General features: G+C 68.2%; 14 protein-coding genes. 10 read left to right on the top strand and 4 right to left on the bottom strand.

Features of this window, described 5'->3' with window-relative positions:
• Positions 1–149: 149 nt before the first annotated feature.
• The 7 genes from ACNJ7K_RS13120 (at position 150) to ACNJ7K_RS13090 (ending at position 4,207) form a co-directional block, all read left to right on the top strand.
• Positions 150–527, top strand: coding sequence for a DUF1707 SHOCT-like domain-containing protein (locus ACNJ7K_RS13120; protein WP_088897686.1), 378 nt, complete (start codon positions 150–152; stop codon positions 525–527).
• Between the two features lie 119 nt (positions 528–646).
• The gene (locus tag ACNJ7K_RS13115) at positions 647–1,087 is read left to right on the top strand and encodes a DUF1707 SHOCT-like domain-containing protein (RefSeq protein WP_268654073.1); all 441 of its coding nucleotides are present in this window, start codon (positions 647–649) and stop codon (positions 1,085–1,087) included.
• 3 nt (positions 1,088–1,090) lie between these two features.
• Positions 1,091–1,453: a VanZ family protein gene (locus tag ACNJ7K_RS13110; RefSeq protein WP_120279883.1), complete on the top strand. Its 363-nt coding sequence runs from the start codon at positions 1,091–1,093 to the stop codon at positions 1,451–1,453.
• 97 nt (positions 1,454–1,550) lie between these two features.
• Positions 1,551–1,868: an SAV_915 family protein gene (locus ACNJ7K_RS13105; RefSeq protein ID WP_088897684.1), complete on the top strand. Its 318-nt coding sequence runs from the start codon at positions 1,551–1,553 to the stop codon at positions 1,866–1,868.
• Positions 1,865–2,146 (top strand): hypothetical protein, encoded by a 282-nt coding sequence (locus tag ACNJ7K_RS13100; RefSeq protein WP_088897683.1) that lies wholly within the window; start codon positions 1,865–1,867, stop codon positions 2,144–2,146. The genes ACNJ7K_RS13105 and ACNJ7K_RS13100 overlap by 4 nt, the downstream gene beginning before the upstream one ends.
• 2 nt (positions 2,147–2,148) lie before the next feature.
• Complete coding sequence (locus tag ACNJ7K_RS13095) at positions 2,149–3,285, top strand: hypothetical protein (RefSeq protein WP_487041788.1); 1,137 nt, start codon at positions 2,149–2,151, stop codon at positions 3,283–3,285.
• Positions 3,286–3,334: 49 nt separating this feature from the next.
• Entirely contained in the window at positions 3,335–4,207 is an 873-nt protein-coding gene (locus tag ACNJ7K_RS13090) for a hypothetical protein (protein ID WP_487041787.1), read from the top strand.
• A gap of 3 nt (positions 4,208–4,210) precedes the next feature.
• On the opposite strand, the gene ACNJ7K_RS13085 is transcribed toward ACNJ7K_RS13090, so the two are convergent.
• From ACNJ7K_RS13085 to ACNJ7K_RS13075, 3 genes are all read right to left on the bottom strand, one after another.
• Entirely contained in the window at positions 4,211–5,041 is an 831-nt protein-coding gene (locus ACNJ7K_RS13085; protein ID WP_120279887.1) for a tyrosine-protein phosphatase, read from the bottom strand.
• Positions 5,042–5,088: 47 nt separating this feature from the next.
• Complete coding sequence (gene lat, locus ACNJ7K_RS13080) at positions 5,089–6,423, bottom strand: L-lysine 6-transaminase (protein WP_487041786.1); 1,335 nt, start codon at positions 6,421–6,423, stop codon at positions 5,089–5,091.
• Between the two features lie 67 nt (positions 6,424–6,490).
• Positions 6,491–6,955: an Lrp/AsnC family transcriptional regulator gene (locus tag ACNJ7K_RS13075; RefSeq protein ID WP_016692799.1), complete on the bottom strand. Its 465-nt coding sequence runs from the start codon at positions 6,953–6,955 to the stop codon at positions 6,491–6,493.
• Between the two features lie 36 nt (positions 6,956–6,991).
• Between ACNJ7K_RS13075 and amaB the strand changes: the two genes are divergently transcribed.
• Entirely contained in the window at positions 6,992–8,497 is a 1,506-nt protein-coding gene (gene amaB / locus ACNJ7K_RS13070; protein ID WP_120279889.1) for an L-piperidine-6-carboxylate dehydrogenase, read from the top strand.
• Positions 8,498–8,526: 29 nt separating this feature from the next.
• Here the strand turns inward: amaB and ACNJ7K_RS13065 are convergent, their stop codons facing one another.
• Entirely contained in the window at positions 8,527–8,784 is a 258-nt protein-coding gene (locus tag ACNJ7K_RS13065; RefSeq protein ID WP_059382299.1) for a DUF7218 family protein, read from the bottom strand.
• A 100-nt stretch (positions 8,785–8,884) separates the two neighbouring features.
• Here ACNJ7K_RS13065 and ACNJ7K_RS13060 point away from each other — a divergent pair, with 100 nt between their 5' ends.
• Together ACNJ7K_RS13060 and ACNJ7K_RS13055 are read left to right on the top strand one after the other, a co-directional pair.
• Positions 8,885–10,432: an AMP-binding protein gene (locus tag ACNJ7K_RS13060; RefSeq protein ID WP_268654079.1), complete on the top strand. Its 1,548-nt coding sequence runs from the start codon at positions 8,885–8,887 to the stop codon at positions 10,430–10,432.
• The gene (locus ACNJ7K_RS13055; RefSeq protein WP_159417865.1) at positions 10,429–11,814 is read left to right on the top strand and encodes an FAD-binding oxidoreductase; all 1,386 of its coding nucleotides are present in this window, start codon (positions 10,429–10,431) and stop codon (positions 11,812–11,814) included. Before ACNJ7K_RS13060 ends, ACNJ7K_RS13055 begins: the two co-directional genes overlap by 4 nt.
• Positions 11,815–11,838: the final 24 nt, after the last annotated feature.

The following is an 11,838-nucleotide window of genomic DNA, read 5'->3' as shown; positions in this document are numbered from 1 at the left end:
CGAGCAACGCTCGGGCGATACGGCGAGGTCCCCCGCATCTCTCACGATGCGGGGGACCTCGCCGTATCGGGTCCCTGGCGACCGGTTCACGCCGAATCTGTGTCGTCGCGGTCCCGCTCGTCCGCGTGAAAAACCACTAGCCTGGAGTCATGGCCGACCGCCCCGACATCCGCATCGGCACCGCCGAGCGTGAAGAAGCCGTAGCACTGCTCGGCGAACACTTCGCCGCGGGCCGTCTCAGCCTGGCGGAGTTCGACGAGCGGGTCGCACTCGCCACGCAGGCCACGGTGCGCGGCGACCTGATCCCCCTCTTCGCCGACCTGCCCTCGGCGCCGGCCGCGATGGCCTCGACAGGGCCGCGGGATCTGGCGGAGCAGCTGCTCACGCTGGTTCCGTTCATCCTGGTCGCGCTGCTCGTGATCGTCGTCTTCCGGCATCCGATCGCGCTGCTCATCGCCTTCGGTGTGCTGTTCGTCGCGGGTCGCCGGGCCTACCGACTTCTGGGCGAGGGCCGCGGGCCGTCCTGACCTCGCGGTGCTCGGCCGCGTCCTCCTGCCGTTGCGGAGATCCTGTAGTCGAGATCACAGCCCTTCGAGAGGCGCCCGTGCCTGTCGCCGGTCCGACGGCACAGGTTAGTGTGGCCGGCATGCCCGAACACCCCGACATCCGGATCGGCAACGCAGAACGCAGTGAGGCGCTCGACCTGCTCGGCGAACACTTCGCGCTCGGCCGGCTGACGCTGTCGGAGTTCGACGAACGCAGCGCGAAGGCATCGGCCGCGACGACGCGGGGCGATCTCCAGGTGCTGTTCACCGACCTGCCCGCCCACGTCACCGAGCTGCCCACCACGACCCGCGACGACCTCCCGGTGATCGCCCCGCGGAAGAATCCCGAGCGCTGGCGCGAGGTCGTGATGGGGCTGACGCCGCTCGTCGCGCTCGTGTTGTTCTTCACGTTCGACACGTGGTTGTTCTTCCTGTTGATCCCCGCCGTGGGCATCGTCCTGTTCGCCGGTCGCGACCGGGACGGGCACAGCACCGACGACAGGGGAGCCGACAGTCGCCGGGACGAGAAGAAGAACGCCTGAACCGTGCCGTCCACGCTTCTCCGGCACCGCGCTCTGCCGCTGATCGTCGCGGTCGTCGTCATCACCGCGATGCTGCTCTCCCCCGGCGGCACGGTGCCGAGCGGCCCACCGCACGCCGACAAGGTCACACACGCACTGATGTTCCTGGCCCTCGCGCTCTGCTCCCGTTACGCACGGATCTCCCCCGTCGTCACCGTGGTGTGGCTGGGCCTCTACGGCGTGCTGACGGAGATCCTCCAGGCCACCGTCGCGGTCCGGCGTTCCGGATCGTTCTGGGACTGGTGCGCCGATCTCGTCGGCGTCGCGATCGGCCTCGCCGTCGCGGCCGTCGTCGGCTCACGTTCTCGCACGCGGTCGAAACCGTAAGCATCAACCCGTGATTCGTCACAAAACCTGACGCTGGTAGCCTCCTCCGCGCCGACAGTCCGACGGGGGATCGGACGGGCTGTTCACGGGGGAACGAATGTCGCAGGAACAGGTCGCGGACGCACTACCGACGGTGCTCCCGCCGTATCTCTATCTACCGTGCGCGGAAGCGGTCCCGGATCCGGCCGATGCCACCGTCGACTATCGATATCTCAGCGACGGCCGCATCGCCCTGCTCGCCTACACGGCACTCGACCGTCTCCACTCCTGTTGCGGCGCCGGCCAACCGTGGCTGGCGTTGCCCACGCACGTGCTCCCGCGACTGCGTGAGGCACAGCCGTGGGATTCGCTGCTGCTCGACGTCCCGATACCCGAAGCGGAACGTCGACACCCGGCCTCCGGAGACGGGAGATGAGCCTGTACGTCGATCCCGCCGAACTCGATCGGGCCGCAGGCATCTACACGGGTGCGGCCACGGACACCGCGGCTCTCGTCGACACCTGCCCCACGAGCGTGGACGCGGGTCTCGCGACCGGCCCGCTCACCGGCATGATTGCCCAGATCGTCACCGACCTCGCCGGCATGGTCGAGGTGCTCGGCGGAACGGGTGGCCTGCTGACGACCACGGCGCAGACGTACCGGGACGCCGACGACGAGGCCGCCGCCGCGCTCGTCCGGACCTGGTCGGAGTGACCGTGCCGATCGATACTTTCATCGCAGGCAACCCCACCGATATCCGACGGGTCGAGGACTGGATCCGCACGACGCTGGGCACCACGATCACGAGCGTCGCCGACGCCGCGGCCCGGGCGCGGCGCATCGCCGACGACGCCTGGGAGGGCGACGCTTCCAAGACCTACCTCGACAGGTCGAGCGAACACGTCCACGCCATCGACGATTTCCACGAGCGGACCTCGAGGACCGCCGATGTCTTCGCGGGCCTGGCGGGCGAACTGTCGCGCGCCCTGTTTGACATGGCCGACATCCGCGCTCGCGCCGCCACTGCCGGTCTGTCCGTCTTCACCGACATGATCAGCGAGCCCCCACCGGCCTACGACGAAGCCACCACGCAAAGGGCTGCAGCGTACGAAGAGGCGCGCGGGGCGGCCGAGGCGGTTCACGCTCGCTGGTCGGTCGCAGTCGCAACCGCCACGAACACCTGGACCGGACACCCGTGGTCCGCGTCCTTCCTCGTGAGCACCGCGCTCGACTACGTCGACAAGACCCTGCAAGGCAGGATCGCGGACCTCCTCACCGTGCAGCAGCACCTCCGGACCGAGGCGATCCGTGAGATGGAGCGATTTCTCACGCTTTCGCCGGACACACCCTACGACGAGCTGCGACGCCTGTTCGGTTGTGCGCGGGAACCACTCGACGATCTGGTGGCGACCACCGGTCGCCTCGACGACATGGCGTCGATGTCCCGGACAGCCGGCCGAGCCGCGGGGGCCATAGGTCTCGTCGCCGGTGTAGGGCTCGACTATTTCGCGGGTGGTGAGTCCCTCGAACAGGCCGTGGTATCCAACGGTGTGGGTCTCGCTGCCTCGATAGCAACCGGCGCGGCGGTGGGAAGTGCGGTCGGGTCGATAGTTCCGGGCGCCGGCACGGCGTTCGGAGCGGTGGTCGGCGCGGGAGTGGGGACGGCCGCCGGAATCTTCACATCGGGAGCGGTCGACAACCTCTACGAGTCGAGTACCGAGTCCGTGTGGAGAGCGATAGGCGCCGGTTGGGAAGAGGTCGAAAGTGCTGCCGCAGCTACCGGAAAGTTGGCCGGCGCCACCGTCGGTGGAACGTTGCGCCTGGGAAGAGGAATACTCGATGCCGTCTTCTGATCGTCCCGATCTCCGGACTTACGGGGATCCTCGAGCCACCCCCGTCATCGTGTTCACTGCCCTCGTGGGTCTGTTGTGCCCGCTGCTGATCGTCGCGGCCGTGATCGAACGGGTGGCGGCAGGACTACCGTTCGCGTTTCCCGACGCTACGGCCTTCCTTCTGACACTGGGCGCAACCATCCTGATGTATCCGGTGCTCGGTGTCCTCATGTACAGCCCCCGGATCAGCGCTGATCACATCGTCGCGGGCTCCGAGAGTTCTCAGCCGGTTCTCCTTCTCCGGCAATCCCCTTCGATATTCTGGAGCGTCGTCATTCAGATCGGGACATTCACGCTCATGTTCCTCGTGATCATCTGGGTCAGCGACGGGTCTCGGGAACAGCTATCCGGAAGCATCGTCCTGACCGTACTCGCCTGCGTGTGGCAGGTCGGCTACTGCTTCTTCATCGTCCGACACAAACTGCGCCCCGGTTACATCGCACTCTCCGCGGAGGGAATCCGCTTCAGCGATCACGCCACGGACACCTGGATCCCCTGGGAGGCATCGACGTCCGGAGTGCTGACCGACCCCCTCTACGTCGTGATCGTCGCCCTACCGGTGCGTGGCGCCACCACGAGTTCACGGGTTCCACTGCCGTGGCGGATCATCGACGACCGCAAGGACAGCGACCTACGTCCCTCATCCCGACGCCGCCCCGGTCATACTGCCCGCATCGACCGGCGCCGGTTCGAGATCGCACCCGAACTCCTCGACGCCGTGCTCGACCACTATCTCCGCGACCCCGACGCCCGCGCCGAACTCGCCGATCCCGACGCTGTCGCACGCCGAGTCGACGAGCTGCGCTCCTACGCACCCGGACCGCGGTGGCGACGCTACGGTCCGGTCCCCGTGCCGACCCTGAGCACGGCGGCGCCGAGGTGACGGTCAGGCGGTCACGTTCGAATCGACGAGCCGGGTCCGCAGGGCCTGCAGGGTGTCGTCGTCGAGACCGAGTCCGGCGGCGAAGTACTGCTCGATGGTTCCGTAGCGCGACAACGCCTCGTCGATCGCCACCTCGAGGTACTCGCGGCGCACCCCGAGCAGGGGTGTGATCAATTCCGGATCGCCGCCGAGCGATGCGAACCGGGCGAAGAAGTCGTCGAAATGCGGGAGCAGTTCGTCGTTCGTGCGCAGGTAGTCGGCGAACACGGCTTCCTGGTCGGCTCCGGCGAACATGAGCAGCGAGGCCGCCGCCCAGCCGGTGCGGTCCTTGCCGGCACTGCAGTGCACGAGCGCCGGGACCTCGCCGTGCGCGACGGTGCTCGCCAGGGTCCGGTACGACGCCACAGCGCTCGGCAGCGTGACGAACTCGCGGTAGCTCTGCCGCAGGTACTCGACGGCACGACCGTCCCCGAGCGTCTGGGCCACCAGCTCCGGGTTGGACACGAGTTCCGGCAGCGCGGCCGCGATCGATCCGCTCTGCCGGTCGGCGAGGACGTCGAGCCCGAGGTGCCGGGCACCGTCGGGGACGCGATCGGGACGGCGCTGCTGCTCCTCGAGCGTGCGCAGGTCGAAGACCGTCGCGATGCTCAGGGCGTCGAGGGTCTCGACGTCGGTGTCGGTCAGGCGGCTGAGGTCCGTCGAGCGGAAGACCACTCCGGTGCGGACCACGCCGCCGAACGAACTCCGGCAACCGCCGATGTCCCTCAGGTTGACCAGCGACGGAATCGCGAAGGATTCGCCCCCGGTTACGGTCTCGTCCAGTGCATCGGCCATGTCCGACAAGCTACCGCCGTCCGGCCGTGAACAGGTGGACCCACCCCTCATTCGTACTGCGAGGTCACCCTGTCGAGCGCGTCGAGGGCCTCGTCGAGCTCGTGGGTGGTGACGACGAGCGGCGGCCGGAAGCGGATGCCTCGCGTGCCTGTCCCGATCACGAGGACGTGTTCGTCGCGGTACAACCGTCGCAGCACCTCGTCGCGGATCTCCGGAGTCGGGAGGTCGACGGCGCACATCAGTCCGCGTCCGCGCGGCTCGGTGACGACCGGTCGTCGCGCGGCGAGCTGCTGCAACCCCGACAGCAGGTGCGCTCCGCTCAACCGGGCACGGTCGATGAGCCGGTCGTGCTCGACGACCTCGAGGATGCGGCGGGCCCGCACCATGTCGGTGAGATTGCCGCCCCACGTCGAGTTGATCCGCGAACTCACGGCGAACACGTTGTCGGGCACCTCGTCGATGCGTCCACCGGCCATGATCCCGCACACCTGCGTCTTCTTGCCGAAGGCGACGATGTCGGGGGTGACGCCGAGCTGCTGGTAGGCCCACGCGGTGCCGGTCGTGCCGGCGCCGGTCTGCACCTCGTCGAAGATCATCAGGGCGTCGTTCTCCCGGCACAACCGCGCGATCGCCCTGAAGAACTCGGGACGGAAGTGGTGGTCGCCGCCTTCCCCCTGGATCGGTTCGGCGACGAAGCACGCGATGTCGTGGGGACGTTCGGCGAAGGCGCGGCGTGCCTGTTCGAGGGCCATCTCCTCGGCCGCGGCGACGTCGCGTCCCTCGGTGAGATAGGGCGCATCGATCCGCGGCCAGTCGAACTTGGGGAACCGGTCGGTCTTGACCGGATCGGTGTTGGTCAGCGACAGCGTGTACCCGGTGCGGCCGTGGAACGCCTCGGTCAGGTGCAGCACCGATCCGCCCAGGTGGGCGGGCAGACCGCGGGACTCGTTGAGACGGCTCTTCCAGTCGAACGCGACCTTGAGCGCGTTCTCCACGGCGAGCCCGCCACCGTCGACGAAGAACAGGTGCGGGAGAGCCGGGTCGCCGAGTACGCGCACGAAGGTCTCGACGAAGCGCGCCATGGGCACCGTGTAGATGTCGGAGTTGCTGGGCTTGTTCGCCGCGACGGCGGCGAGTTCGTGCGCTGCCTCAGGATCGGTCAGCGCGGGATGGTTCATTCCGAGCGTGGACGACGCGAAGAACCCGAACATGTCGAGCCACGTGGTTCCGTCCCGGGCGTCGACGAGGCGTACTCCGCGGGAACGGTCGAGATCGAGGACGAGGTCGAAACCGTCGGCGAGCATGTGCCGGTCGAGGATGCTGTGTACCCGGTCGGGGGCGAGGTTCTCGGCACCGTCCGGGTTTCGGAATGCAGTGCTCATGACCCCACCGTACGCGAGAATCAACGGGACAAACCCGGTATCACAGCAACACTTACGGCGTAGGGGCCTATCGTTCGTAAAATGTTTGCAGAACGACGGTGCTGCGGGTGGCGACGTTCGCGGTCGCGCGGATCTCCTGCAGCAACCGCTCGAGAGCGCGAGGAGACTCGACACGCACGAGGAGGATGTAGCTTTCGTCGCCCGCCACCGAGTGACACGATTCGATCGCGGAGATGTGCCGGAGGCGGGCCGGTGCATCGTCGGGTTGCGACGGGTCGAGAGGGGTGATCGCCACGAACGCCGACAACATCAGCCCGAGCGCTTCGGGATCGACGCGCGCACTGTATCCGCGGATCACGTTGCGCGCCTCGAGTCGGCGCACCCGCGACTGCACGGCCGAGACGGACAATCCTGCCTTCTCGGCGAGCGCCGCGAGCGTCGCACGACCGTCGGCGACCAGTTCGCGCAGCAGCATTCGATCGATGTCGTCCAGCGACTCCTTCGACGAGTCGTTTCTCGAGGATTCGGGCACCAGCGCAGGGTATCCGAGCAGTAAAGGAGCTCACCGATGAATGCGACCACCGATCTCGCCGATCGCGCGGCGACCGCCCTGAGGCAGTGCGGTGTCGGCGCCCTGTCCGACGACGGGGCGCTCGCGGTGACCAGCCCGATCGACGGCAGCGTGATCGGACACCTTCCGGTCCACTCGGCTGCCGAGGTCGACGCGACGATCACGGCGGCGGCACAGGCCTTCGAACAATGGCGCGACGTCCCCGCTCCGGTGCGCGGCCGCGTGGTGCGACGGCTTGGGGAACTTCTCGTCGAACACAAGTCGCATCTCGCCGAACTCGTCACTCTCGAGGCCGGGAAGATCCCGTCGGAGGCCGCGGGCGAGGTGCAGGAGATGATCGACGTCTGCGAGTTCGCCGTCGGTCTGTCGCGGCAGCTCTACGGGCGGACGATGCCGTCCGAGCGCCCCGGGCACCGGCTCATGGAGATCTGGCATCCGCTCGGCGTGGTGGGCGTGATCTCCGCGTTCAACTTCCCCGTGGCCGTGTGGTCGTGGAACACCGCGATCGCGCTGGTGTGCGGCGACCCGGTGGTGTGGAAGCCGTCGGAGACCACCCCGCTCACCGCGCTCGCCTGCGACGCGCTGCTGCGCCGCGCCGCCACCGATGTCGGCGCCCCCGAAGGGCTCCACCATCTTCTCCTCGGCGACCACACGGTGGGTGAAGCGCTCGTCGACGACCCCCGTATCGCGCTGGTGAGTGCGACCGGCTCCAGCCGGATGGGGCGGATCGTCGGGCCGCGCGTGGCGGCCCGGTTCGGCCGGAGCCTGCTCGAACTCGGCGGCAACAACGCGGCGATCGTCGCTCCGTCCGCCGATCAGGATCTCGCCGTCCGGGGCGTCGTGTTCGCGGCCGCCGGAACGGCGGGCCAGCGCTGCACCACCTTACGTCGGCTGATCGTGCACCGGTCGATCGCCGACGAGTTCGTCGAGCGCATCGCGAAGGCGTACTCGGGTCTGCGGGTGGGGAATCCGCTGGACGAGGGTGTCCTCGTGGGTCCGCTCATCTCGGAACGGTCCTACGAGGCGATGACCGCGGCGCTCGACCGCGCGCAGGCCGACGGGGGCACGCTCGTCGTCGGCGGCGACCGGGTGGAGGTCGCCGGTGGTGGCGTGTACGTCTCGCCCGCGCTGGTCCGGATGCCCGCGCAGACCGAGGTGGTGCGCGAGGAGACCTTCGCCCCGATCCTGTACGTCCTCGACTACGACGACCTCGACGAGGCGATCGCCTTGCACAACGGTGTACCGCAGGGCCTGTCGTCGGCGATCTTCACGCTCGACCAGCGCGAGGCGGAACTGTTCCTCGCCCGATCGGACTGCGGCATCGCCAACGTCAACATCGGCACCTCGGGTGCCGAGATCGGTGGCGCGTTCGGTGGGGAGAAGCACACCGGTGGCGGGCGCGAATCCGGATCGGATGCGTGGAAGGCATACATGCGGCGGGCGACGAACACCGTCAACTACTCGACGGAGCTGCCGCTCGCCCAGGGTGTCGAGTTCGGCTGATCCCGAACGACGTTCGGGGGTCCGGGCGGCTAATGGTTGCGCAGTGCGTCGATCAGCTCGTCCTTCTTCATGTCGGAGTAACCGGTCATGCCCAGTTCCTTCGCACGCTTCTTCAGGTCGTCGACCGTCCAGTCGTCGTAGGAGCCGGACTTGCCGCCCTTCTTCCCGACCTGCGACTTGCCCTCGTTCGCAGCCGCGTTGGAGATCCGGGCCGCCTTCTCCTTCGAGGCGCCGTCCTCGCGGAGCTCCTCGTACATCTTCTCGTTCTTGATCGACGGATTCGGCATCGTCTTCTCCTTCCGTGGTCCTTCCGCACGGGTACCCGACGACACTGCGCCCAATCAGAGGATATGTGGTCTGCACCACATGCTGTGGTAGACCTTGGGCATGTATCCAGGGAACTTCGTCGCCACCACGCCCGACAAACCCGCGATCATCCGCCCCGCCACCGGGGAGTCGCTGACCTATCGCGAACTCGACGAACGCTCGATCCGGCTGGCGAAGTACCTGAGGTCCCTCGGTCTCGAGCGCGGCGATCACATCGCCCTGATCTCGAACAACGACCTGCGGGTCATGGAGGTCTACTGGGCGGCCATGCGCTCGGGCCTCTACATCACCGTCGTCAACTGGCACCTGACCCCGGCCGAAGCCGCCTACATCGTCGACGACTGCGGCGCGAAGGCCCTCGTCGTGTCGGCGCAGGCCGTCGGTGCGGTCGACCTGTCCCCCGGTGCGTATCCCGGCGTCACCCACCGGTTGGCGTTCGGTGGGTCGCCGGCCGGTTTCGAGGAGTACGACGCCGCGCTCGCCGGTTTCGACGCGACACCGCTCGACGACCAGCCCCGGGGCCAGGACATGCTGTACTCGTCGGGCACCACGGGCCGGCCCAAGGGCATCAAGCCGAAGCTCCCTGACGGGCAGGTCCAGGACATCCCTGACCCCTACACGGCGGTCTTCGCCCCGATGTACGGATTCGACGACAGCACCGTCTACCTGTGCCCTGCACCGCTGTACCACGCTGCGCCACTGCGCTTCTGCGGCACGATCCAGTCGGTCGGCGGCACCGTGATCCTCATGGACCACTTCGATCCCGAGGAAGCGCTCGCGCTCATCGACCGCTACTCGGTCACGGCGAGCCAGTGGGTGCCGACGATGTTCGTCCGGATGCTCGAGCTCCCCGAGGAGATCCGCGCGAAGTACGACGTGTCGAGCATGAAGGTCGCGATCCACGCCGCGGCGCCGTGCCCTCCCGAGATCAAGCGGGCGATGATCGAGTGGTGGGGGCCGGTGATCAACGAGTACTACGCCTCCACCGAGGGCGCCGGCGCGACGTTCATCGACTCCGCCCAGGCCCTCGCACATCCCGGCTCGGTGGGCCGTGACGGTGCCCTGGGCACCGTCCACATCTGCGACGACCAGGGGCAGGAACTGCCCACCGGCTCGATCGGCACGGTGTGGTGGGAACGCGACGAGCGTCCGTTCGAGTACCACAACGACCCGGTGAAGACCGAGGAGGCGACGCATCCCGAGCATCCGACGTGGACGACCAGCGGCGACATCGGTTATCTGGACGAGGAACGCTATCTCTACCTCACCGACCGGGCCGCGTTCACGATCATCTCGGGCGGCGTCAACATCTACCCGCAGGAATCCGAGAACGTCCTCACGCTGCATCCGAAGGTGTTCGACGTCGCGGTGATCGGCGTGCCGAACGAGGAGATGGGCGAGGAGGTCAAGGCCGTCGTGCAGCTCGTCGACGGAGTCGAGCCGAGCCCGGAGCTCGAGCAGGAACTGCTCGCCTACGTCCGCGACCGCGTGTCGCACTTCAAGGCGCCGCGCAGCATCGATTTCTCCGACGATCTCCCGCGCACTCCCACGGGCAAGCTCGTCAAACACAAGCTGCGGGCGCGTTACGTGGAGCCGGTGCGCGGATGAGCCGCCCGAACACCGACACGACCCCGGTGCTCGACGAACTCGCCGGACAGTTGCCCGCCGACGCGCTGGTCACCGATCCCGACATCCTCGCCGGCTACCGGCAGGACCGTGCGCAGGACCCCGATGCCGCGGTTCCGCTCGCGCTCGTGCGCGCGACGTCCACCGCGGACGTGCAGGCGACACTGCGGTGGGCGAACGCCCACAGGGTGCCGGTGGTGCCCCGCGGTGCCGGCACGAGCCTGTCCGGCGGGTCCGGTGGGCTCGCCGACGGGATCGTGCTCAGCACCGAGAAGATGCGGGCGATCACCGTCGACACCGCGACCCGCACCGCCGTCGTCCAGCCCGGTCTGCTCAACGTCGAGGTGAAGCAGGCCGCGGCCGAACACGGACTCTGGTATCCACCGGATCCGTCGTCGTTCGAGATCTGCACGATCGGCGGCAACGCGGCCACCAACGCCGGTGGGCTGTGCTGCGTGAAGTACGGGGTGACGACCGACTACGTGCTCGGACTCGAGGTGGTCCTCGCCGACGGCACCGCGGTGCGGCTCGGTGGTCCGCGGGTCAAGGACGTCGCGGGCCTGTCGCTGACGAAGCTGTTCGTCGGCAGCGAAGGCACCCTCGGGGTCATCACCGAGGTGACCCTGCGCCTCGTCCCACCGCCGCCACCGGCCTCCACGATGGTCGCGACCTTCGCCACCGTGCAGGCCGCCGCCGACGCGGTCGTCGCGATCACCGCGGTCCTGCGACCGGCGATGCTCGAGTTCATGGACAGGGCGTCGATCGGGGCGGTGGAGGACATGCTGCGTATGGGACTCGACCGCACCACCGAGGCCATGCTCATCGCACGCTCCGACGCACCCGGCAGCGCCGCCGCGGAGGAGATCGAGATCATGGTGCGGGCCTGCCGCGAGGCCGGCGCCGACGATGTCTTCGCGACCGACGACCCCGAGGAGGGGGAGGCGTTCACCGTCGCCCGCCGCATGGCGATCCCGGCCGTCGAGCGCACCGGCAGCCTGTTGCTCGAGGACGTCGGGGTGCCGATCCCCGCACTGCCGGAACTGGTGCGCGGAATCGCCGATCTCGCAACCGAACACGACGTCACCGTCGCCGTGATCGCCCACGCCGGGGACGGCAACACCCACCCGCTGATCGTCTACGACCCCGCCGACGAGGACATGACAGCGCGGGCGCAGATGGTCTTCGGGAAGATCATGGATCTCGCGATCGAACTCGGCGGCACCATCACCGGTGAGCACGGTGTCGGCCGGCTCAAGAAGGCCTGGCTACCCGATCAGGTGGGACCGGACGTGATGGCCTTGACCGAGCGGATCAAGGCCGCGCTCGACCCGAACGCGATCCTGAATCCCGGCGTGGTGATCTGATGACCCGCACCACATCGGCAGCGG

Origin of the sequence: Rhodococcus shunpengi, from assembly GCF_048381395.1 — a bacterium.
GTDB lineage: Bacteria > Actinomycetota > Actinomycetes > Mycobacteriales > Mycobacteriaceae > Rhodococcus.
The sequence above is the reverse complement of the archived record's forward strand: the minus strand, read 5'-3'. Positions and strand labels throughout refer to the sequence as shown.